23 protein-coding genes are annotated in these 22,464 nt (G+C 63.0%); 6 read left to right on the forward strand and 17 right to left on the reverse strand.

The window, feature by feature from the left end:
• Positions 1-30: 30 nt before the first annotated feature.
• From FVE66_RS15055 to ugpQ, 3 genes are all read right to left on the reverse strand, one after another.
• Positions 31-579 carry an NUDIX domain-containing protein gene (locus FVE66_RS15055; RefSeq protein ID WP_194164399.1) on the reverse strand — a complete coding sequence of 183 codons (549 nt, stop codon included), beginning with the start codon at positions 577-579 and terminating at the stop codon, positions 31-33.
• Positions 576-3,200, reverse strand: a complete 2,625-nt coding sequence (alaS, locus tag FVE66_RS15060; protein WP_151448275.1) for an alanine--tRNA ligase — start codon at positions 3,198-3,200, stop codon at positions 576-578. The genes FVE66_RS15055 and alaS overlap by 4 nt, the downstream gene beginning before the upstream one ends.
• 107 nt (positions 3,201-3,307) lie before the next feature.
• On the reverse strand, positions 3,308-4,078 hold the full coding sequence (gene ugpQ / locus FVE66_RS15065; RefSeq protein WP_338325390.1) for a glycerophosphodiester phosphodiesterase: 771 nt from the start codon (positions 4,076-4,078) through the stop codon (positions 3,308-3,310).
• Positions 4,079-4,230: 152 nt separating this feature from the next.
• On the opposite strand from ugpQ, the gene FVE66_RS15070 reads away from it, so the two are divergent.
• The 3 genes from FVE66_RS15070 to FVE66_RS15080 all read left to right on the forward strand — a co-directional run bounded on the left by FVE66_RS15070 (position 4,231) and on the right by FVE66_RS15080 (position 6,579).
• Positions 4,231-4,611: a DUF2306 domain-containing protein gene (locus FVE66_RS15070; RefSeq protein WP_161993293.1), complete on the forward strand. Its 381-nt coding sequence runs from the start codon at positions 4,231-4,233 to the stop codon at positions 4,609-4,611.
• A gap of 64 nt (positions 4,612-4,675) precedes the next feature.
• A complete protein-coding gene (locus FVE66_RS15075; RefSeq protein WP_161993294.1) occupies positions 4,676-5,776 on the forward strand; it encodes a sensor histidine kinase in 1,101 nt (366 codons plus the stop codon).
• Positions 5,773-6,579 (forward strand): LytR/AlgR family response regulator transcription factor, encoded by an 807-nt coding sequence (locus tag FVE66_RS15080; protein WP_151448279.1) that lies wholly within the window; start codon positions 5,773-5,775, stop codon positions 6,577-6,579. Before FVE66_RS15075 ends, FVE66_RS15080 begins: the two co-directional genes overlap by 4 nt.
• Positions 6,580-6,681: 102 nt before the next feature.
• Here the strand turns inward: FVE66_RS15080 and FVE66_RS15085 are convergent, their stop codons facing one another.
• From FVE66_RS15085 to FVE66_RS15100, 4 genes are read right to left on the reverse strand one after another with little or no spacing between them, the layout of a single operon-like run.
• Positions 6,682-7,266: a YceI family protein gene (locus FVE66_RS15085; RefSeq protein WP_151448280.1), complete on the reverse strand. Its 585-nt coding sequence runs from the start codon at positions 7,264-7,266 to the stop codon at positions 6,682-6,684.
• Positions 7,267-7,300: 34 nt separating this feature from the next.
• Positions 7,301-7,855 (reverse strand): YceI family protein, encoded by a 555-nt coding sequence (locus FVE66_RS15090; RefSeq protein WP_151448281.1) that lies wholly within the window; start codon positions 7,853-7,855, stop codon positions 7,301-7,303.
• Positions 7,856-8,398, reverse strand: coding sequence for a cytochrome b (locus FVE66_RS15095; protein WP_151448282.1), 543 nt, complete (start codon positions 8,396-8,398; stop codon positions 7,856-7,858). It abuts the gene before it with no gap.
• Complete coding sequence (locus tag FVE66_RS15100; protein WP_151448283.1) at positions 8,395-9,210, reverse strand: DODA-type extradiol aromatic ring-opening family dioxygenase; 816 nt, start codon at positions 9,208-9,210, stop codon at positions 8,395-8,397. Before FVE66_RS15100 ends, FVE66_RS15095 begins: the two co-directional genes overlap by 4 nt.
• 75 nt (positions 9,211-9,285) lie before the next feature.
• Here FVE66_RS15100 and FVE66_RS15105 point away from each other — a divergent pair, with 75 nt between their 5' ends.
• Positions 9,286-10,200: a LysR family transcriptional regulator gene (locus FVE66_RS15105; RefSeq protein WP_151448284.1), complete on the forward strand. Its 915-nt coding sequence runs from the start codon at positions 9,286-9,288 to the stop codon at positions 10,198-10,200.
• 108 nt (positions 10,201-10,308) lie between these two features.
• Here FVE66_RS15105 and FVE66_RS15110 read toward each other — a convergent pair whose 3' ends face one another.
• From FVE66_RS15110 to pstS, 9 genes are all read right to left on the reverse strand, one after another.
• Positions 10,309-11,604 (reverse strand): carbohydrate porin, encoded by a 1,296-nt coding sequence (locus FVE66_RS15110; RefSeq protein WP_161993295.1) that lies wholly within the window; start codon positions 11,602-11,604, stop codon positions 10,309-10,311.
• 71 nt (positions 11,605-11,675) lie between these two features.
• On the reverse strand, positions 11,676-11,996 hold the full coding sequence (locus FVE66_RS20205; protein WP_161993296.1) for a hypothetical protein: 321 nt from the start codon (positions 11,994-11,996) through the stop codon (positions 11,676-11,678).
• A 112-nt stretch (positions 11,997-12,108) separates the two neighbouring features.
• Positions 12,109-13,404: a phosphate regulon sensor histidine kinase PhoR gene (gene phoR / locus FVE66_RS15115; RefSeq protein ID WP_151448286.1), complete on the reverse strand. Its 1,296-nt coding sequence runs from the start codon at positions 13,402-13,404 to the stop codon at positions 12,109-12,111.
• An 8-nt stretch (positions 13,405-13,412) separates the two neighbouring features.
• On the reverse strand, positions 13,413-14,102 hold the full coding sequence (locus FVE66_RS15120; protein WP_151448287.1) for a response regulator: 690 nt from the start codon (positions 14,100-14,102) through the stop codon (positions 13,413-13,415).
• Positions 14,103-14,105: 3 nt separating this feature from the next.
• Entirely contained in the window at positions 14,106-14,804 is a 699-nt protein-coding gene (phoU, locus tag FVE66_RS15125; RefSeq protein ID WP_151448288.1) for a phosphate signaling complex protein PhoU, read from the reverse strand.
• Positions 14,805-14,861: 57 nt separating this feature from the next.
• On the reverse strand, positions 14,862-15,653 hold the full coding sequence (gene pstB, locus FVE66_RS15130) for a phosphate ABC transporter ATP-binding protein PstB (protein WP_151448513.1): 792 nt from the start codon (positions 15,651-15,653) through the stop codon (positions 14,862-14,864).
• 16 nt (positions 15,654-15,669) lie between these two features.
• On the reverse strand, positions 15,670-16,530 hold the full coding sequence (gene pstA / locus FVE66_RS15135) for a phosphate ABC transporter permease PstA (RefSeq protein ID WP_151448515.1): 861 nt from the start codon (positions 16,528-16,530) through the stop codon (positions 15,670-15,672).
• Positions 16,531-16,580: 50 nt separating this feature from the next.
• The gene (pstC, locus tag FVE66_RS15140) at positions 16,581-17,570 is read right to left on the reverse strand and encodes a phosphate ABC transporter permease subunit PstC (protein WP_241673250.1); all 990 of its coding nucleotides are present in this window, start codon (positions 17,568-17,570) and stop codon (positions 16,581-16,583) included.
• 142 nt (positions 17,571-17,712) lie between these two features.
• Positions 17,713-18,756, reverse strand: a complete 1,044-nt coding sequence (gene pstS / locus FVE66_RS15145; protein WP_151448290.1) for a phosphate ABC transporter substrate-binding protein PstS — start codon at positions 18,754-18,756, stop codon at positions 17,713-17,715.
• A gap of 184 nt (positions 18,757-18,940) precedes the next feature.
• Here pstS and ppk1 point away from each other — a divergent pair, with 184 nt between their 5' ends.
• Positions 18,941-21,157 (forward strand): polyphosphate kinase 1, encoded by a 2,217-nt coding sequence (ppk1, locus tag FVE66_RS15150; RefSeq protein WP_151448291.1) that lies wholly within the window; start codon positions 18,941-18,943, stop codon positions 21,155-21,157.
• Positions 21,157-21,618 carry a phosphohistidine phosphatase SixA gene (gene sixA, locus FVE66_RS15155; RefSeq protein WP_151448292.1) on the forward strand — a complete coding sequence of 154 codons (462 nt, stop codon included), beginning with the start codon at positions 21,157-21,159 and terminating at the stop codon, positions 21,616-21,618. Before ppk1 ends, sixA begins: the two co-directional genes overlap by 1 nt.
• Positions 21,619-21,663: 45 nt before the next feature.
• Here sixA and FVE66_RS15160 read toward each other — a convergent pair whose 3' ends face one another.
• Positions 21,664-22,443 (reverse strand): GNAT family N-acetyltransferase, encoded by a 780-nt coding sequence (locus FVE66_RS15160; RefSeq protein ID WP_151448293.1) that lies wholly within the window; start codon positions 22,441-22,443, stop codon positions 21,664-21,666.
• Between the last annotated feature and the right edge of the window lie 21 nt (positions 22,444-22,464).

Below are 22,464 nucleotides of genomic sequence, written 5' to 3' on the forward strand. Positions count from 1 at the left end.
GCCATGTCCGCAGCAGGTCCTCGGCATGAATCAGGCCGCCGGATCCGTCACCACAGGACGCGGCAGGTCTGCGTATTCGAACGGCAAGCCGCGTGAGCGCATCCAGTCAGCCATCGCATGGCCGGTACCTGATGGCCAGGGCCGGAGCTTCTCGGGGGCCACAAGCCGGAAATCAACCAGTTCGGGCGAAAGCCGGATCTCCCCCGATGCCTTCACATGATAGGCAATGATCAATTCATTCTTGCGCATGAATTCGTACACGCCGATCAATTTGACCTCATCCGCTTGCAACGAGGTCTCTTCGCGCAGTTCGCGCGCCACGCCCTGCTCCGGCGTTTCGCCGCGCTCCATGAAGCCGGTGATCAGCGCAAACATTTTTTCCGGCCAGGCGGCATTGCGCGCCAGCAGGATACGGCCTTCGTATTCGACCAGCGCCGCCAGCACCGGCAGGGGGTTGTCCCAGAATGTCCAGTGCCCGTCGGGACAGGCCAGCCGCAAGCGGCCAGCCTCCTCTGCATCTTCACGCTCGACCAGCGAGGTGGCGCAGACCGGGCAGAAACGCAGCGGCGCCTGCATCATGCGCGCTCTCGCACCCAGTCCGCCACGCCCTGCAGGGCCTTGGGCAAGCCACTGGCATCGGTGCCGCCGGCCTGCGCCATGTCGGCCCGGCCGCCGCCCTTGCCGCCCACCTGCTGGGCGACGAAATTGACCAGGTCGCCGGCCTTGACCTTCGCAGTGACATCGGCAGTGACCCCTGCGATCAGGCTGACCCGGCCGTCGTTGACACTGGCCAGTACCACGGCTGCGGTTTTCAGCTGGTCCTTCAGCTTGTCGACCGCCGCGCGCAGCGCAGGCACGTCGGCCCCGCTCATGGTCGCCGCCAGCACCTTGATGCCGTTGACGTCGACCGCCTGGCCCAGCAGCTCGTCGCCCTGCGAGGCCGCCAGCTTCGACTTCAGCGAATTGAGTTCCTTCTCCAGCGTGCGCAACTGGTCCTGGACCTGCACGATGCGCTGCGTCACTTCTTCCGGCTTGGCCTTGAGCAGCGCGGCTGCCTGGTTGAGCTTCTCCGACAGGCCCTGCACCAGCGCCAGCGAATTGTCGCCGGTGACGGCTTCGATGCGCCGCACGCCGGCTGCCACGCCGCCTTCGGATACGATCTTGAACAAGCCGATATCCCCGGTACGGGAGACGTGGGTACCACCGCACAATTCGCGGGAGGTACCTATGCCCAGCACCCGCACCCGGTCACCGTATTTCTCGCCGAACAGCGCCACCGCACCACTGTTCAAGGCTTCGTCGTACGACATCAGCTGCGCCTCGGTGGCAACGTTGGCGAGGATCTCGTGATTGACGATCGCCTCGACGCGGCGGATCTCGTCAGCCGTGAGCGGCGCGTTGTGGCTGAAGTCGAAGCGCGTGCGCTCGTGCGTGACCAGCGACCCTTTCTGCGCGACGTGTCCGCCCAGCACCATCCGCAGCGCGGTGTGCATCAGGTGGGTGGCCGAGTGGTTGCGCATGGTGCGTGCGCGCAGCATTGCATTGACCTTGGCGTTGACGATGTCGCCAACCGCCAGCGTGCCGCGAATGAGCTTTCCGTGATGCCCGAAAACGTCGGTCTGGACCTTGCGCGTGTCCTGCACGTCGAAACATGCGCCGTCGCTCTCCAGTTCGCCGCTGTCGCCGGCCTGGCCGCCGGATTCGGCGTAGAAAGGCGTGCTGTCCAGCACGACCAGGCCTTCCTGCCCGGCCTCCAGCTTTTGCACCTGGGTGCCGCCCACGTAGAGGGCGATCACGCGACTCTCCTGGACCAGGCTTTCGTAACCGACGAATTCGGTCTTGTCGCCGCTATATTCGATGGCAGCCGCCATTTCAAACTTGCCGGCCGCGCGCGCGGTCGAGCGCTGCTTCTCCATTGCTTCCTGGAACCCGGCTTCGTCCAGCGTCACATCGCGCTCGCGGCAAATGTCGGCGGTCAGGTCGAGCGGGAAGCCGTAGGTGTCGTACAGGGTGAAGGCGGTCTTCCCATCCAGCTGGCCGGGATCATGCGCCAGCGCGGCTTCGAGGATCTTCATGCCGTTTTCCAGCGTCTCGCCGAAGCGCTCCTCTTCCTGCTTGAGAACCTGCTCGACACGCTCGGCTGCCGCCGCCAGTTCCGGATAGGCCTCGCCCATCTCCTGCACCAGGTCCTTGACGATGCGGTAGAAGAACGGCTTGGTCTGGCCCAGCTTGTGGCCATGGCGCAGCGCGCGGCGGATGATCCGGCGCAGCACGTAGCCACGCCCTTCGCTGCCGGGAATCACGCCGTCGACGATCAGGAACGAGCAGGCGCGGATGTGGTCGGCGATTACCCGCAGCGAGTTGTTGGCAAGGTCGGTGGTGCCGGTCTCGCGCGCCGCCGCCTTGACCAGGCGATCGAACAGGTCGATTTCATAGTTGCTGTGCACATGCTGCAGCACCGCTGCCAGCCGCTCCATGCCCATGCCGGTGTCGACGCAAGGCTTGGGCAGCGGACGCAGCACCGCCTCGCCGGTATCGGGATCGATCTGGCGGTCGAACTGCATGAACACGTTGTTCCAGATCTCGATATAGCGGTCGCCATCCTGCTCGTCGCTGCCGGGCGGGCCGCCCCAGACGTCGGGACCATGGTCATAGAAGATTTCCGAACAAGGACCGCAGGGACCGGTGTCGGCCATCTGCCAGAAGTTGTCCGATGCATACGGCGCGCCCTTGTTGTCGCCGATACGAACCACGCGCTCCGGCGGCAGGCCGATCACGTTGACCCAGATGTCGTACGCTTCATCGTCGGTCTGGTAGACGGTGGCCCACAGCTTTTCCTTCGGCAGGCCATAGACCTGGGTCAGCAACTCGAAGGCCCAGACCAGCGAATCCCTTTTGAAGTAGTCGCCAAACGACCAGTTGCCCAGCATTTCGAAGAAGGTGTGGTGGCGCGCGGTATAGCCGACGTTTTCCAGGTCGTTGTGCTTGCCGCCGGCGCGCAGGCAACGCTGCACGGAGGCCGCCCGCACATAGGGGCGCTGCTCGGCGCCAAGGAACACGTCCTTGAATTGCACCATGCCGGAATTGGTAAACAGCAGGGTCGGGTCGTTGCCCGGCACAAGGCTGGACGACCGCACCACGGTGTGCCCGCGGGCTTCAAAAAAATTGAGGAATTTTTCGCGTATTTCGGACGATTTCATGGGGACTCGCGACCTGCCGGTTCAATTGCAAACCGTTGATTATACAGCGGCTACGCCGGCAATCAGGGCGCCGATCCGGCGCTGGACAAGGTCGCCCCCGCAAAACATCAAGCCTCGAAAAAATCCGGGCGGAGCAGATCGATCCGGTCGGTGCAGATCGCGTCCACGCCCCAACCGGACAACTCCCTTGCCCGTGGCACGGAATTGACGGTATAGCAAAACACGGCGTATCCGGCCGACCTGACCAGCTGCGCCATATCCCGTGTCAGGCGGGCATGATCGATATGCAGGCTCAAGGCCCGCACCGACGCCAGCTGCTCGCGCCAGTCGGGCGGCAGGTCCTGCACCAGCAGGCCGCGCGGTATGCCCGGGGCGGCCTGCTGCGCCGCGCGCAACGCCGCCATCGAAAAGGATGAAAAAAGCACGGCCCCGGCGGCGCCATCACCCAGCAAGTCCGCCGTCAGGCGCGCCGTGACCTGTCCGGTTTGCTGCTCCCATCCGCTGGCCGGCTTGATCTCGACGTTCATCCAGATTCCCTGCGACCGGCAATATGCGAGCGCATCGCGGTACAGCGCGATGCGCTCGCCGGAAAACGCCGGGCCGAACCAGCTCCCCGCATCCATCCCCACCAAGGCGGCCGAAGGCGTTGCCGCAACTTGCCCGGCTCCGGCAATGGTTCGCCCGAAATTCTCGTCGTGCATCAGCACCGGCACCTGGTCGGCCGCCAGCATCACGTCAAACTCGACCGCCCGGTATCCGGCGCTCAAGCCGGTGCGCAGCGCCGCCAGCGTGTTTTCCGGCGCCAGCGCGCCGCCGCCGCGATGGGCAATCAATCTGGGGTAAGGCCACATGGCAATCATCTTGAGTTGAGCAAGCACAGTGTAGCGCCGGCCGCCGCGCCATGGGAGGGCGGCGGCTTGCCGCCGGGCTCCTGCATTTCACTCCCCCATTCCTGCATTTCGTCGCATTCCATTTGGGTGCCGGCAGGGCCTTGCGCAAAATGTGCTTCACATTCACCAAGGAGCACATCATGTTGGCTTCCCCTGTCGTTCTTGTACATCTCGCTACCGCCTTGCTGGCGCTCATCATCGGCACCATTACCTTGTTCCTGAAGAAGGGAACGCCGGTGCACAAGCTGGCCGGCCGCAGTTGGGTGCTGTTGATGGTGGTCACTGCCCTGGTTTCGTTCGCGATCAGGAGCAGCGGGCATTTCTCCTGGATCCACATATTTTCGGTCACGGTCCTGGTGGTGCTGGCCCGGGCGGTTCACGCGATCATGCGTGGCAAGCTGAAATCCCACCAGCGCGGCATGGTCGGCGCCTACATTGGACTGGTCGGCGCCGCCGTGTTCACCTTGCTGCCGAACCGGCTGCTCGGGCAATGGGTTTGGGGCTCTCTCGGCCTGGTATGACAGAATGCCGAACGAACACCATTCCGCCCGACCCGGCCACACTCTTACCTCATGCCCTGAAGCGATGATTACGGCCAGGAACACCATCAGCAAGTCCAGCGCCCAAGGCGACGGCCGCAGCGCCTGGCGGCGCTTCGCCGCCGGCCTGGCCCTGGTGCAACTGGTGAACCTGGCCTGCGCCGTCGCCGTAACCGGCTTGTCGCTGACCCGCGGCCCGTTCGCCGTCAACCTGCTGTTCTCGATCTGCATCGGGACCATCGCTTACCTGATCATCGCCGGCGGCCGCTTGCTGATCTGGCCAGAGGGACGCAAGCCGGGCGTGCTGCCGCTGGCCGCGCTAATCCTGGCCGGACTGCCAGTCGCGCAAATCGCCGGCAGCTGGATCGCAGGCTGGCTGCTTGAGGGAATCATCGATGCGGCCGCACCGGTCTCGGCCGGAGCAGGCACGCCGCGAATACTGGTATTCACGCTGATTGCGGGGCTGATCGCCTGCTGGTTTTTCTGGAACCGCAGCAGGCTGGCCACCCTGAGCGCTGCTGCCGAATCGGAAAAAGCGCGCGCGGCCGCGATCGAGAAGCAGGCCGCCCAGGCGCAACTGCAACTGCTGCAGGCGCAGATCGAGCCGCACATGCTGTTCAATACCCTGGCCAACTTGCAAGGATTGATCGCGGCCGATCCAGCGCGAGCGCAGGCGCTGCTCGACCAGCTGATCCAGTACCTGCGGTCCACGCTTTCCTCATCCCGCAACGGCAGCACTACCTTGGCCCAGGAATTCGACCTGATGCGGGCCTACCTGGGCCTGATGTCGGTACGCATGGGGACCAGGCTGCACTACACGCTGGACCTGCCAGCGCAGCTTGAGGCGACAAGGATTGCTCCCATGCTGCTGCAACCGCTGGTGGAAAACGCCCTGCGTCATGGACTGGAGCCGCTGGTGGAAGGCGGCACGGTCGCGGTATCGGCACGCGCATCCGATGGAATGCTGATCATCGAGGTGAGCGACGACGGCGCCGGACTGGATGCGGCCGGGACGGCAGGCACCGGGCTGGGACTCGACAACATCCGCGAACGGATCGCGGCGCTGTACGGCCCTGATGCCCGACTGCGCCTGGCCCCCAGGCTGCCCTCGGGCACCATCGCGACCCTGACCCTGCCACGGACATGACTACCGCCCTGATCGCAGAAGACGAACCGGTCCTGGCCGCAGCGCTGGCGCAGTCGCTGTCGCGCCTTTGGCCCGGCCTGGCGCTGCTGCCGGCTGCCGCCAACGGCATGGCCGCGGTCGAACTGGCCCTGCGTGACCGGCCGGATGTGCTGTTCCTCGACATCAAGATGCCGGGCAAGACCGGCCTGGAAGCCGCGCAGGAACTGGCCGAGGAGTGGCCGGATGCGCCCGGCTCGCCGCCCTTTCCCCTGCTGGTGTTCGTGACCGCCTATGACGATTACGCGCTTCAGGCCTTCGACCAGGCGGCGGTCGACTATGTCCTCAAGCCAGTCAACGATGCGCGGCTGCAAAAGACGGTGGAGCGGCTGCAGCGCAGGCTTGGCGAACGGAGCGCAAGCGAGAGCGAACTGGAAAGGGTATTGACGCAATTACGTACGCTGGCTGCGCCAGCCGGCGATGCCAGGGCGATGCCGGTTCCGCCTTTGCAGGTAATCCGCGCCGCGGTCGGCAATCAGGTACGCATGATTCCGGTTGCCGATGTGCTTTATTTCGAGGCTGGAGACAAATATGTGCGGGTGGTAAGCGCCGACGGCGAAAGCCTGATCCGCACGCCCTTGCGCGAACTGCTTGCGCAACTGGACGGGCAGCAGTTCTGGCAGATCCATCGGGGCACGGTTGTCAATGTCGCGGCGATCGCGGCAGCGCAGAGGGATGAAAGCGGGAAGTTGCGGGTGCGCTTGCGCGGGCGGGAGGAGATGCTGGTTGTCAGCCGGGTGTTTGCGCATTTGTTCAGGCAAATGTGATACGTCGCGTCCAACAACAAGCAAGCGCAAGCCACAAAGCCATAAAACAATGCAAGGACGACCGGCCACACCCGGCACCGGCGTCCCCGAAACCAGCCGGGCTTACTGGCTGATTGCCTCGATCGCGATATCGATCCGGACCTCATCACCAACGTACGGCGCAAACTTGCCGGCCTTGAAGTCCGAACGCTTGATCACCGTATGGGCATTCGCGCCAAGCGCTTCTTTCTTCATCATCGGATGCGGCATCGCCTGGAACGACGTCAGGGTCAGCGTGACCGGCTTGGTCACGCCCTTGATCGTCAGGTTGCCCTCGACGCTGGCAGGCTTGTCGCCGGCAAACACGACCCGGGTCGATTTGAACGTCGCGGTCGGATGCTTGGCCGTGTCGAGGAAGTCCTCGCCCTGGATATGCTCGTTGAAGGTCGCGTAGCCGGTATTGACCGACTTGGCGTCAATCACGATATCGACCGAGCCGGTCTTGGCGGCGGCGTCGAACACTACCGTGCCAGTAGCCTTGTCGAAGCGGCTCAGCTGCGTCGAATAACCGAAGTGGCTGTACGAGAAGCGCGGGAAGGTATGGGTGGTGTCGACCGCATAGGTGACAGGTGCGGCGAAAGCCGGAGCAACGGCAGCGGCAGCAGCGGCGAGCAGGACGGCAGCGGAAATCTTGGCGAAGGAATGCATTGTTTCTCCAGTTCAGGAAGTAGGTAAAGCAGGTTTATTGGCTGTTGGCAGCGACACGGAACTTGATCTGTATGTCGTTGGCCACGATATCGAACTTCGACCACGCGCCTTCCCCGATGGAGAAGTCGCCGCGGCGAATGGTGAAACCGCCTTCGAACAGGCCGCTGTTGCCGGCCGGCGTAAAGGTGGTGGGGAATACCAGGTCGCGTGCCTGGCCCTTGATGCTGAGCTTGCCAGCAACTTCATACTTGTTGCCGCCGAGTGACTTGACGCTGCTGGAAACGAAGCGCGCGGTCGGAAACGCCTTGGTGTTGAACCAGGCTTTTCCGGCGACTTCCTGGTCGGCTTCGGCCGTGCCGGTGTCCACGCTTCCAAGGTCAATGTCGATACTCACCTTGCCATTGGCCGGACGGGCCGGATCGAAGCTCAGCTGCGGCGTGAATTTGCGGAAGCGGCCGTCCATCGCCACGCCCATCTGCTTGTAGGCGAAGCCGATGCTGCTCTTGTCAGCCTGCACGTTTTTATACTCGGCCGCTGCCGCCACATCCAGCGTGGCGAGCATGGCAATTGCCAGGGTCAGTCGTTTCATTCAGTTCTCCTTGCTGTGACGTGGCAGCATCCGGGTCAGGATGTCGTCGCGGTCGATGAAATGATGTTTGAGCGCAGCGCCGATATGGGTCACCAGCACTGCGATGAAAATCAGGTTCAGGGCGCCATGCACGTCGGTCAGCAAGACCCCCAGCTCCTTGTCCTTGGCCAGCAAGTCGGGAATCGGCAGCACGCCGAACCAGACGGTCTGGAAGCCCTTGGCCGAACTCATCAGCCAGCCCGACAGCGGAATGGCCAGCATCAGCACGTACAGCGCCAGGTGGCCGGCATGCGCGGCGTATTGCATCTTGTTCGACATGGCCGCAGGCAGCGGCGGCGGCCGGTTCCCGAGCCGCCACGACAAGCGCACCAGCACCAGCAGGAACAGGCTCACGCCGGCCCACTTGTGCCAGGAATACAGCTGCAGCTTCTGCGGCGACAGCGGCAGGTCGCTCATGTAGAAGCCCAGCGCCAGCATGCCGAACAGGATCAGCGCCATCGTCCAATGCAGCGCCTTGGCAGTGGCGGTGTAGCTGTTCTTCATGCCTGCTCCCCGGTGAATGCGTAGGCGTCCATCGCCAGTACGTAGTCGTCGATGCCGGCGTGCAGGCGAACCGCTTGTGCCTGTGCGCCGCCGGCGCCGAGTGCCACGAATAGCGGCATCAGGTGTTCTTCGCTCGGATGCGCCTGCACCGCGCCCGGGGCTTGCCGGCGATAGTCCAGCAGCGCATCGATATTGCGTGCTGCAATATTCTTGGCGATCCACTCGGGAAAGGTGTGGACGTAATCCGGCGTGCCACGGCCGCTGCGCGCAATCTGGTAGTCACGCAGGTTGTGGGTGATGTTGCCCGAGCCGATCACCAGGAAGCCCTGGTCAACCAGCGGTGCCAGCGCCTGGCCCAGCCGGTAGTGGTGTGCCGGGCCGGCATTGTGCTGCACCGAGAGCGGGATGATCGGCACTTCGGCGTCCGGAAACATCATGCGCAGCGGAACCCATGCGCCATGATCGAGGCCACGTCGGGCGTCGGCAGTCACCGGCAAGCCGGCTGCGCCGATCGCGTCAACAACTTGCTGCGCCGCCTCCGGGCAGCCGGTCGCCGGATAGCGGATTGCGTAGAGCTCATCGGGAAAGCCGCCGAAATCATGAATGGTCTCGGGCCGCTCGGCGAACCCGACCACCGGGCTCCCGGTTTCCCAGTGCGGGCTCACGATGACAATCGCGCGCGGCAGGGCGATCGTGCTGGCGAAGCTGACCAGTGCAGCGCCCGCTGCACCCGGGCGCAGCGCGAAAGTCGGGGCGCCATGCGGCACGAACAGTGCGCGGGGCGCTTGCGGGTTGGAGGAGTTCGTTTTCATGTAGCGAACTGTACGCCTGCAACTTGAAGCGATCTAGGCCACAATATGCAATTGTTTGTTGCAAATGGAGGAACAATGGATCGGTTCGGCGCAATGAGGCTGTTTGTCCGGGTCGCGGAATTCGGCAGCTTTTCCGGCGTTGCCCAGCAGATCGGGGTGGCACGTTCAGTCGTGACCCGGCAGATCGCTGCGCTTGAAGCCCATCTCGGCACCAAGCTGATCGCGCGCAGCACGCGCAGCCTGACCCTGACCTCGGCCGGCACCGCCTATCTGGAAAAATGCCGGGTGATACTGAACCTGGTGGAGTCGGCCGAGACCGAGATTGCGCACGAGCGCACCACGCCGCGCGGCAACATACGCATCAGCCTGCCGCTCAGTTTCGGCACCAGGCGGATCGCGCCGCTGCTGCTGTCATTTGCAGAGCGCTATCCTGAGGTCGGACTGGACATGGATTACTCGGACCGGCGGGTCAGCCTGATCGAGGAAGGTTTCGACCTTTCGATCCGGATCACCCGTTCGCTTGCCGCCAACGAGGTGGCGCGCAAGATCGGCACCGTACGCATGCTGGCGGTGGCGTCGCCGGACTATCTTGACCGGCACGGCCGGCCGCAGCAACCGGCCGACCTGCCCCATCACGAATGCCTGGGCTACACCATGGCCGGCGCCAATCTGCCATGGCCATTCATGGTCGACGGTCACCTGCAGCAAGTTTCGGTGCGCAGCCGCCTGAACGGGAACAATGGCGAGGTGCTGGCGGAAGCGGCGGCGCAAGGCTTCGGCGTCACCTGCCAGCCGGATTTCATCGTGGACAGTTTCCTGGCCAGCGGCCGGGTGGAGCAGATCCTGGCCGATTTTCCAGTTCCAGAACTCGGGATTTATGCGATGTTGCCGGGCAACCGGCACATTCCGCACCGGGTGCGGGTATTGATGGATGAATTGCAGGAGAAATTGGGTGCTGCGCCGGCGATCAGCGGCGCGCATGGGGAATGACGCAGAAAGGCGCGAAAAACGGGGCGCACAGCAGTTGACGCACAGCGGCCCTGCCATTCCATCCACCCGCCATTCGCGGAGATCCCTGCCGCCTGCCCGGACGCAGGATCAAAGCTCGAAATGCAGCCGCACCGATGCCACCGACACGGGCGACCGGTCACGGTTGTATCCAGGATTGACGATACGCTGCCAGTCGATGCTGAACCAGGTGGATTTCGCCAGCCGCATGCTGTAGTACAACTCCGCGATGCGCTCGGTGCCATAGTTGAGTGCGCCATCGCCAAGGAAGGCGCCCAGCCCGCCGGCCGCCAGATAACGCCGGTGCGCGGAACTGATGCCATTGACGGCAATGGCTGCGCCAAGCCTGTCTTCCGCCCTGCCCCAGCTGCGTCCCTTGATCTCCACCCCGCCAGTCGCCGAGCGGTCGATTTCGGTGAAAGCATAGGTTTCCGCACCGCCGTCGTTCCAGCTGCCTCGGGCGAAGACGCCGGCATCGGCGCCCAGTGCCTGCTCCAGGGCCACCCCGGCCCCGACTTTCGACTGATCGCGCCGCACTGTGGAGAGCACCGGCGCAACACCGGCGGGGGCGCGTTGCAAGGCCTCGTCGAACGAGCCCATGCGCGCCCGGTTGCGAAACAGCAGCAGCCGGGCTTTACCCGGCAAGCCACTCATCGAGTGCGCATGCTCGATCTCCAGCTGGTCGCCGTAGTAGCGCAACAGGCGCCGGTCGAGCGGCAGCCCGTTGGACTCCGCGGGCTGCATGAAACGGCCCGCCCTGAATACCCAGTCGTCATGGTAGTACTCGCCCGCCACACCCCAACTGTAGCCGCGGGCGTCGGCGGCGAAGTCGAATGCGCCGTGCGTCAGGAACGACCAGTTCATGAACTGGGTGCGGGCGTCGTGGGCGTAGGCGTTGTCGTCGAAGATATCGGTCACTGCCAGGTTGCCTGCAGTAAGCACGAACCTGCGGCGGGTGGTGGCGAGCGCGAACTGGTTGGCCTCCGGCTCGATTTGCTCGGCTTCACCGGCCAGCGACCAGGTCCTGCGCATGAAAATGCGGGCCCGATACAGGGTCGGATTGGGACCGCTCACCTTCTGCTGCTCGCCATTGCTCATGCCGCCCAGACCAGTCAGGTTGGACAGCGGCACACCTTGCACCAGTTCCGGGTTGAACCAGAACTCGAGACCGGCCGCAGGCTTCCAGCCCAGGTAGGCAGTGCTGCTGAAGGTGTAGCCCGTTTCGCGCGAGACGGACAGGCTGTTGGGGCCGCTGTAGCGCGCACTGCTGGCCGGTTTGGATTGCCAGATCCAGCTTGCCTGCATGCGCGCATCCCATTCCTTTTCCGGGACTGCTTGTGCCTGGGCGGCGGCTACGCCGGCCTGCAGGCCGAGTGCTGCCAGCAAGCCAGTCAATCCAAGCCGCAGTGCGGATACCTGAAAGAGACGTGCTGAACAAACACCAGAGCTAAAAAATTTCATGGAAGGGCAGGATCGGGCCGCGCAGGCGTTGCGCGGGCCCGATGATACCCGAATCCCCGCATGCGTTTGCACAGCCAGACCAGGGCGAATCCGGCGGCCAACAATGTCATCACGACGCCGCTCGCCGATAACATGACCAGGCTGACCGGCCCGGCGGAAAGCAGGAATGCGACCGGTTCGGCCACCAGCAATTGCAGCAAATCGGCCGGCTCGGCCGGATGCAGGAACAGGCCGAGCAGCGCCAGCGCGGCGACCGGCAGCAGGAACAGCACCCATGGCGCTGCAGGAGTCAGCGAAGTATCATCACGTTCGTTCATCCGCCCAATTTAGCGGGCCTGCATGACCGTTTGATGAACTACCGCTTCATGAACTACGGCTTCATGAACGTCGGCTTGCTGAACGACGGCTTGATCGGCGCCGCGTGCCGGCTCAGTCGGAGCTGGCCACCACCAGCCGCGGGAAGCGGGCGGTGAACACGCTGCCGCGTCCGGGGGTGGATTTGATGTCCAGCACGCCGCCATGCCGCATCATCACATGCTTGACGATCGCCAGGCCAAGCCCGGTGCCGCGGGTTTCGCGCGAGCGGCTCTTGTCGACCCGGTAGAACCGTTCGGTCAGCCGCGGAACGTGTTCCGGGGCGATACCGATGCCGGTGTCGGTCACGCTGAACTCCGGACCAGTGTCGGTGTTCTTCCACTCCAGCGTGACGGTGCCGCCCTCGGGCGTGTAGCGCACCGCATTGGTGGCCAGGTTCAGGAACGCGCTGCGCAGCTCGTCGGTGCTGCCGCGGATGTCCGGACCTGATGCGATCAGCTTCACCTCGTGGTGGCCGGCAGACAGCGCCACCGCGTTGTCGCGCACATCCTCCAGCAATGCCACCATGTTCACGGTCCCCACCTGCAGCGGGAATTCCAGCGTTTCCAGCTTGGTCAGCGACAGCATGTCCTCGATCAGGTCCTGCATGCGGCGACCCTGTTCCAGCATCAGTGACAGGTGGCGCCGCCTTGCGTCTTCGGGCATGTCCGGATCGTGAACCGCCAGTTCCAGGAAGCCATTGATGACGGTCAGCGGAGTGCGCAATTCATGCGAAGCATTGGCAATGAAATCGCGGCGCATGCGGTCTATCAGCTCGACCTGCGTCACATCGTGTGTGACCAGGATGCGGCGCTTGCTTTGAAATGGAATGAGGTGCATCTGGTAGCGCCGCTCGTTGATTTCCAGTTCGAGCGGCTTCTCGAAGCGAGCCAGCATCAGGTAGTCGATGAAATGCGGATGGCGCACCAGGTTCGTGATGCGCATGCCCTGGTCGCGCGCCAGGTCCAGCCCCAGGTGTTTTTCCGCAGCCGGGTTGCACCATTCAAGGAACAGCACGTCGTCGATGATCGCCACGCCGTCAGGCAGTTGCGCCATTGCTTCGCGAAAGCGGGCCAGCCATTCGGCAAGCTCGGCGCGGATTTTTTCGTCTTCGCGCCGCAGCCGGTAGAGACGGGCGAAAATCTCGGACCAGGCACCCCAGCCGTCCGGCAGCCGCTGCTCGGGCGCGTCCAGCCACAGGGAAAGATGCTCAAGGTAGCGCAGTTGCATCACCAGCGAGGCAATCAGTGCAGCAATCGCGGCCAGCAGCGCCGCCCGCTCACCGAAAAAGAAGCCGATCGCGCCGGCAATGGAGAACAACACCAGGATACGCAATACGGCCGGCGTCCAGAACAGCGTTCCACGATTCATTTTTTACCTCACTCGTGGGAGAACAGGTAGCCGACCCCGCGCACGGTCCGCACATAAGCCTCGGCCACGCCCAACGCCTTGCGCAGGCGAAGCACATGCACGTCCACAGTCCGGAGCTCGACATTGACGTCGCTGCCCCACACACGGTCCAGCAGGTCGCTGCGCGAAAATACACGGTTCGGGTGGGTGATGAAATAGCGCAGCAGCTTGTACTCGGCATTGGTCATCTCGACCCGCTCGCCCGACACATGCACCGAATGACTGGCCGGTTCCAGGGTAACGATGCCGGCAACCACCTGCTTCTCGTCGTGCTCGGGCGCGCGGCGGCGCAACTGGGCGCGCACCCGGGACACCAGTTCGCGCGGCGAAAACGGCTTGGTGATGTAGTCGTCGGCGCCGCTGTCCAGTCCCGCCACCTTGTCTTCTTCCATGCTGCGCGCGGTCAGCATGATCACCGGCAGCGAGCGGAACTGGGCGTCGTTGCGCAAGCGGTTCAGGAAGCGCAGCCCGCTCTGGTCGGGCAGCATCCAGTCCAGCAGCACCAGGTTCGGGACCGACTCCTGCAGCGCCTTCCAGCCGTCCGCCGTGCTGCCGGCAACCCGTACATCCCAACCATTGCCGCGCAGCGAATAGGAAATCAGCTCTGCGATCGGATGTTCGTCTTCCACTACCAGTATTGCGGGACCGTCATTCGCCATATGCTAGACCTGCTCTCCCTGGGCTGGCAGTGGCTGGTGGCGGATGTCCTTGCCCTCCACCACGTAGATCACGTATTCCGCGATATTCTTTGCATGGTCGCCGATGCGCTCGATCGCCTTGGCCACCCACAAGGTGTCGAGCGTGACCGAGATCGTGCGCGGATCTTCCATCATGAAGGTGATGCCGTTGCGCAGGATGGAGCGGAAATCATGGTCGATCAGTTGGTCCTGCACGATCAGGTTGCGGGCCTGCGAGCCATCCAGGCGCGCGAACGCATCGAGGGAATCGTGCAGCAGGGCGCTGGCGTGGGTCGCGATCACGCGCACGGTTTCGAAGTGATTGATGGTCGGGAAGCTGCGCTGGGCAATGGTCTGCGACACCCGTGCAATCTTGGCGGCCTCGTCGCCAATGCGCTCGAGGTCGGTAATGACCTTGATGGTCGCCATCACCAGCCGCAGATCCACTGCGGCCGGCTGCCGCTTGACGATCAGGTGGCTGCAGGCATCGTCCAGGACGATTTCGAGCCGGTTCACGGCTTCGTCGCCGGCCACTACCTGTTCCGCTCGCTTGGCATCGCCGGAACGGAAGCATTCGATCGCTTCGCGAAACTGGCTCTCGACCAGGCCGCCCATGGTGAAGACCTTGGAGCGGATCGCTTCCAGGTCCATCTCATATTGGCGGGAAGAATGTTCTGAAGGCATGGGTCAATCTCCTTTGGCCGCGGCGAACGGCACTTCTGTGCAGTGATCTGTTGAAAATCAGCCGAAGCGGCCGGTAATGTAGTCCTGGGTTTCTTTTTTCGACGGATTCAGGAAGATCTTGTCGGTCTCGTCAAACTCCACCAGCTCGCCCAGGTACATGTAGGCGGTGTAGTCCGAGCAGCGCGCAGCCTGCTGCATGTTGTGCGTGACGATCGCGATGGTGTAATCCTCTTTCAGCTCGGCGATCAGTTCCTCGATGCGGGTGGTCGAGATCGGGTCGAGCGCCGACGTCGGCTCGTCCAGCAGCAGCACGTCCGGCTTGACGGCGACGCCGCGGGCGATGCACAAGCGCTGCTGCTGCCCGCCCGACAGCGACAGGCCGCTCTGCTTGAGTTTGTCCTTGACCTCGCCCCACAGAGCGGCTTTTTTCAAAGCCCATTCGACCCGCTCATCCATCTCGCCGCGCGGCAGGTCCTCGTACAGCCGGACGCCGAAAGCGATATTGTCATACACCGACATCGGGAACGGCGTCGGCTTCTGGAACACCATGCCGATCTTGGCGCGCAGCATGTTCACGTCCTGCTGGCGATCCAGGATATTGCGGTCGCGGTAGACAATGCTGCCTTCGGCGCGCTGCCCCGGATACAGGTCATACATGCGGTTCAGCGTGCGCAGCAAGGTCGACTTTCCGCAGCCTGACGGACCGATGAAGGCAGTCACTTTCTTCTCGTAGATCTCGAGATTGATGTTCTTCAGGCCCTGGAAGTTGCCATACCAGAAGTCCAGGCCCGAAATCGAGATCGTGCTGCGCAGCGCCGGCGCCGCATTTTCCTGGATATGTTGGTTCATCATGTTCATCATCGGGTCAGCCCTGTTTGGTCTGTTTGAACAACGTGCGCGAAAGGATATTCAGGCCGAGCACGCTGAAAGTAATCAGCAGCGCGCCGCCCCATGCCAGCGAACGCCAGTTTTCGTACGGGCTCATTGCAAACTGGTAGATCACCACCGGCAGGTTGGCCATCGGCGCATTCATGTTGGCGCTGAAGAACTGGTTGTTCAGCGCAGTAAACAACAGCGGCGCGGTCTCCCCGGCAATCCGGGCCAGGGCCAGCAGCACGCCGGTGACCACCCCCGCCTTGACTGCCCGCAAGCGCACCAGCACCGCCACTTTCCAGCGCGGTGCGCCGAGCGCAAATGCTGCCTCGCGCAGGCTGGCCGGAACCAGGTTCAGCATGTTGTCAGTGGTGCGCACAATGACCGGAACGGCAATCAGCGAAATGGCGAAACTGCCGGCCCAACCCGAGAAATGCTTGATGTTGGCGACATAGATCGCATACACGAACAAGCCAATCACGATCGACGGCGCCGACAGCATGATGTCGGTGACGAAGCGGGTCACCTGCCCGAGCACGCTCTTGTCGCCATATTCGGCAAGGTAGATGCCGGCCAGGATCCCGACCGGAGTGCTGACCGCGGTGGCGACGCCGACCATCATCAGGCTGCCGACGATGGCATTGGCCAGGCCGCCGCCGTCGCTGCCCGGCGCCGGCGTGCTCTGCGAGAACAAGGCAAAACTGACCGCCCCGAAGCCCTTGAGCAGCAGCACTGCCAGGATCCAGCCGAGGAAAGCAATGCCGACCACCATCGCCAGCACACACAGTGCAATGCCGAACTTGTGCCAAGCCAGCCGCCGCCGGTACACCGGATTGCGGCCGGCGGCTATCATTTCGGCTGCCTGGCTTGAATTGACGTCAGTTGAATTCACTCCAATCGAACTCATGACGTGGCTCCTTCGCGGCGTTTGAGGCTTGCGAGCATTATCTTGGCGATCGCCAGCACAAGAAAAGTGATGACGAACAGGATCAGGCCGAGGGCATACAGCGATGACTGGTGCAACACCGACTCCGCCTCGGCAAATTCATTAGCCAGCGTGGAGGCGATACTGTTGCCCGGCGCGAACAATGACCACGAAAGGTTGTGGGCGTTGCCAATGACGAAGGTGACCGCCATGGTCTCGCCCAGCGCCCGGCCCAAACCCAGCATCACGCCGCCGACCACGCCGGTCTTGGTGTAGGGGAGTACGATTTTCCGCACCACTTCCCAGCGCGTGCAACCCAGCCCATAAGCAGATTCTTTCAGCACGGTGGGCACCACCTCGAACACGTCGCGCATGACGGAGGCAATGAAAGGAATGATCATCACGGCCAGGATCAGCCCGGCCGCGAGGATGCCGATGCCCATGGCGGGGCCGGCGAACAACTGGCCCAGCACAGGAATTTTTCCGAGTGTATTGGCCAGCAGCGGTTGTACGGTTTCGGCGAAAAATGGGGCAAAAACGAACAGGCCCCACATACCGTAGATGATGCTGGGCACGCCGGCCAGCAATTCGACCGCGGTACCCATGGGCCGCCGCAGCCATGTCGGGCAGATCTCGGTCAGGAACACGGCAATGCCGAAGCTGATCGGAAAAGCCACCGCCAGCGCCACGAGGGAGGTGGCGAGCGTGCCGACAATCGCGATCAGCCCGCCGTATTTATCATTGACCGGATCCCATTCGACCGCGGTCACGAAACCCAGGCCGAATTCACGCCAGGCAGGAATCGAACCGATGACCAGCGAAACGATGATTCCCGCCAGCACCAGCAGCACGCTGAACGCGAAAAACAAGGTCACCTTGTGGAACACGAAATCCTGCATGCGCTGCGTGCGCATGGTGGCCACCATTGCCTGCTCGGCAGCAATATCTTCCGGGGATTGCGATTCCATCGTCTGCGCTCCGAGAGTGACCGAGTAAGGTACGCTCATTTTTTTCCGATCCCGTTTTGAAAACGGGCCGCATGGGCGGCCCGGTCCTGCTGACTACTTTTGTTGCCCGCGGCAATCCGCGGGTCATCTGGCAAAAAGCAGCTTAGTTCAGCGCCTTGCCGCTGCTATCCTTCAACTGCGATTTCCATGCATCCTGCACCACCTTCACGACCGCTGCAGGCATCGGCACATACTCCAGCTCGGTTGCCATGGCGCCACCGTTCTTGTAAGCCCAGTCGAAGAACTTCAGCACGTCGCGGCCCTTGGCTGCATCAGCCTGGGTCTTGTGCATCAGGATAAACGACGCGCCGGTAATCGGCCAGCTGGTCTTGCCTGCCTGGTTGGTCAGCACGATATTGAAGCCCGGGGTCTTGGCCCAGTCAGCACCGGCAGCAGCCGCCTTGAAGGTATCGTCGTCAGGCTGCACGAACTGGCCGTCGCGATTTTGCAGTTGGGCGTGCGTGATCTTGTTGCGCTTGGCATAGGCGTACTCGACGTAGCCGATCGAACCCTTGATACGCTGCACGTTCGCTGCCACGCCTTCGTTGCCCTTGCCGCCCACACCGGTCGGCCACTTGACTGCGGTACCGGCGCCGACAACCGACTTGAACTCGGCGCTGACTTTGGACAGGTAGTCGGTGAACAGGAAGGAAGTACCCGAACCGTCGGAACGGTGAACCACCGTGATATCCGTGTCAGGCAGCATTACGCCCTTGTTGATGGCCACGATTGCAGGCGCATTCCATTTCTTGATTTTGCCCAGGTAGATGTCGCCCAGCACCTGGCCGGTCAGCTTGAGCTCGCCTGGCTTGATACCGTCCACATTCAATACTGGAACCACGCCGCCCATCACTGCAGGAAACTGCATCAGGCCTTCTTTTTCCAGCTCAGCCGCGGCAAGCGGCATGTCGGAAGCGCCGAAATCGACAGTCTTGGCCTTGATCTGCTTGATGCCGCCGCCCGATCCGATCGATTGGTAGTTGAGGCCGATGTTGGTCGACTTCTTGTAAGCCTCTGCCCATTTCGCGTAGATCGGGTATGGGAAGGTTGCGCCGGCGCCGGTGATGTCCGCTGCGACGGCGGTTCCGAACAGCGAGGCGAATCCGGCTGCCAGTACAGCCGATTTCAGGATTTTGTTCAGTTGCATGTTTACTCCCTTGGTTGGCAATTCAACTGGCGTCACTGTAATCTTTGAATATGACAGCTTTGTGACGGGAAGGCTCCCCATTCCGACCAACCGGGATCCATTGTAACAAGCGCGTCATAAAGCGGTAACACACGCGGATTAGACTGGCTCGCGCGCACAATCCCCTGAGTCCAGGTTGACATCAATGATAAAGAGCAAAAACGAGGCCGGTCAGGAATCGCCCCAAGAGGCTGGCGACATAGCCAGCCATAAGGGTAACGACAAAGGTAACGGTAGCGCCGGCCGGCAAAGCGGCAGGAAATTCGGAAAAGCATCTGGCCGCAGCATTGTTCCGCACAAGCGGGAAGCCTACCTGAACCGGGAGCTATCCCTGCTCCAGTTCAACCGCCGCGTACTGGCACAAGCCGAAGATACCGCCATTCCCCTGCTGGAACGGCTGCGTTTCCTGTGCATAGTCAGCAGCAACCTGGACGAGTTCTTCGAGGTGCGCATCGCCAGCCTGCTGGCCCAGGACCAGATGGACGGCCAGCAAATCGGTCCGGATGCGCTGCGGGCGATTTTCGCGCTTTCTTCAGACGAATGCCACGACATCGTCGAGCGGCAATACGCCATCCTTAACGGCGATATCCTGCCGCACCTGGCTGCGCGCGGCATTCACCTGTTACGCAACAAGGACCGCAACGAAGCGCAGCGTGCCTGGGTGAAGCAATACTTTGAGCGCGAGGTGCGCCCGCTGTTGACGCCGATCGGCCTGGATCCCGCGCATCCTTTCCCGCAGGTGGTCAACAAAAGCCTGAACTTCATTTTCGAGCTGTCCGGAAAGGATGCTTTCGGCCGCGGCACCTCGATTGCCATCCTGAAAGCACCGCGGGTGTTGCCGCGGGTAATACAACTGCCGGATCACCTGTCCCCGAGCGGCAAGTCGTTCTGCCTGCTTTCGTCGGTGATCCACGCCCATGTGGGCGATTTGTTCCCGGGACGCCAGGTGGTGGATTACTCGCAGTTCCGTGTCACCCGCAACAGCGACCTTTGGGTGGATGAAGAAGAAGTGGAAAACCTGCGGCTGGCGCTGCAAACCGAACTGCAGAGCCGTCCGTTCGGCCTGGCGGTGCGGCTGGAAGTGGCAAAGAATTGCCCGCCACACCTGTCCCAGTTCCTGCTCGATCAATTCGGCATTGCCCAGAGCCGGCTGTTTGAAGTGGACGGCCCGGTCAATATGGTGCGGCTGAATGAACTGATCGAACTCAGCAGCCAGCCCAGCATGCGCTTCCCCTCCTTTGTGCCGGGCTTCCCGGAAGACCTCGGGCAAACGGATATCTTTCATGCCCTTCAGAAAAAGGATGTGCTGCTGCATCATCCGTTCCAGTCTTTCCAGCCGGTGCTCGATTTCATCCGCAGCGCCGCCGCCGATCCAGCCGTGGTCGCGATCAAGCAAACCATCTACCGGACCGGAATCAATTCCGACCTGATGGAATCGCTGATCGCTGCCGCCGTGAGCGGCAAGGAAGTGACGGTGGTGCTGGAGTTGATGGCGCGCTTCGACGAAGAGGCGAACATAAAATGGGCAAACCGCCTGGAGCGGGTCGGCGCGCAGGTCGTGTACGGCGTGGTCGGGCTCAAGACGCATGCCAAGCTGGCGCTGGTGGTACGGCGCGAGGAAAGCGGGCTGCGCCAGTATGCCCACCTCGGCACCGGCAATTACCATCCGACCACGACCCGCTTCTACACCGACTTCGGGGTGCTGACCGCCAACCCGCTGATTGCCGCAGACGTCAATGAAGTATTCATGCACCTCACCAGCATGACCAAGCCGAGGAAGCTCAACCACTTGTGGCTGGCGCCGTTCACGCTGCAAAAGCAGCTGGTGCAGGCTATTCGCCACGAAGCCGCCATTGCGCGCGCCGGCCGCCCGGCCCGTATCATTGCCAAGATGAATGCGCTGCTCGACGAATCGGTGATCCGCGCCTTGTATGGCGCCTCGCAGGACGGGGTCAAGATCGACCTGATCGTGCGCGGCGCCTGCGCCTTGCGCCCGGGCGTGGCCGGCCTATCGGAAAACATCCGGGTGCGCTCCATTGTCGGGCGCTTCCTGGAACATTCACGCATTTTCTATTTCCGCAACGACCTGGCGCACGACGTCTGCCTGTCGAGCGCGGACTGGATGGGACGCAACCTGCTGCGCCGGATCGAAGTCGCCTTCCCGGTGCTGGACAAGGCACTCAAGAAGCGCGTCATCACCGAAGGGTTGAACCCCTACCTGAAGGACAATGTCGATGCCTGGGAACTGGAGCCCGACGGCCAATACCGTCGACGCCGTGCACGTGCCAGGCAGACCCGCTTCTCGGCGCAGGCATGGCTGATGCAGCAACTTGGCCATGCCGCCGGCCACGGAGCGATGTGATGGACCTGATCCTCTGGCGGCATGCGCAAGCGCAGGAACCCGGCGAGGATATCGAGGACCTGGCGCGAGCGCTGACACCCAAGGGCCGCAAGCAGGCGCGACGAATGGCCCAGTGGCTGGAACAGGTATTGCCGACCAGTTGCCGCATCCTGGTCAGCCCGGCGCTGCGCACGGTACAGACCGCAGCGGCGCTAGGCCGTCAGTACCGGCTGTGCGAGGAAATCGGTCCCGGCGCCGATGCAGACACCCTGCTGCAGGCGGCACGCTGGCCTGACAGCCGTAGCCCGGTGTTACTGGTCGGACACCAGCCGGCGCTGGGCGAGGTCGCTGCGCGCCTGCTGACCGGACAAGCCGGAGAGATGGCCATCCGCAAAGGCTGTGTCTGGTGGATTGCCGGGCGGGAGGATGGAGACGGCAATGTATTGCGTGCGGTCGTCTGCCCCGACCTGGCCCGCAAGTAGGCGGCAAGGAAGGCAAGGAAGGCATTGCCTTCCTTGTGTCATGGATTACTGCAGGCCTTCGCGCCGCAGGTAATGGCGGGCATAGCGCCGCTCCAGCTTGGCCAGCGGCAGCAGCATGAACAGGTCAGCGGAATTGAATTCAGGATCCCAGGCCGGCGCGCCGCCGATCCATGCGCCCCCGCGCAGATAGCCCTTGATCAACGGCGGCACCCACGGCTCTTGCGGCGCCGCTGCTTCCGGCATGTCGAACGGCAGGATGGGTGACACCCGGTAAGCTTCCGGCGCCAGGTGCCTGCCCTGCAGCGACTGGCAGACAGCCGCGGCGTTGCTGCCGCCATCGGCCAGGCTGATGCTGGCGCAGCCAATCAGGTAATCGCATTTTTCCCGCGCCATGAAAGCTGCCAGGCCGGACCACAGCAGGCTGATCACAGCCCCGCCACGGTAGTCGGGATGGACACAGGCTCGCCCTGCCTCTGCCATGGCGCCACGCAACTGATCAAGCGGAGCCAGGTCGAACTCGCGTTCCGAATAATAAGCGCCAATACGGCGCGCGGAGCCAGGCCCGAGCACGCGGTAGGTGCCCACCACTTCCGACGTGTAGTCATCGCGCACGATCAGGTGCTCGCAGACATCATCGTACTCATCCTGGTCCAGTCCGCTGGCGTGGCCGGGCAAGGACAGTCCCATTGCTTGAATGAAAAGCTGGTGACGCAGGCGCTGGACTTCCCTGACTTCGGAAGCAGACGTGGCAAGACCGAGGGTCAGCCGTGGTGAATGAGGGGTGGCAGGGGATGTGGCAGCCAGGCTGCCGGAGGACAATTGCATGACACCATCCGGGGTGGTTGA

The sequence above is a fragment of the Lacisediminimonas profundi genome (assembly GCF_008831265.1).
In the GTDB taxonomy this organism is placed as follows: Bacteria; Pseudomonadota; Gammaproteobacteria; order Burkholderiales; family Burkholderiaceae_D; genus Lacisediminimonas; species Lacisediminimonas profundi.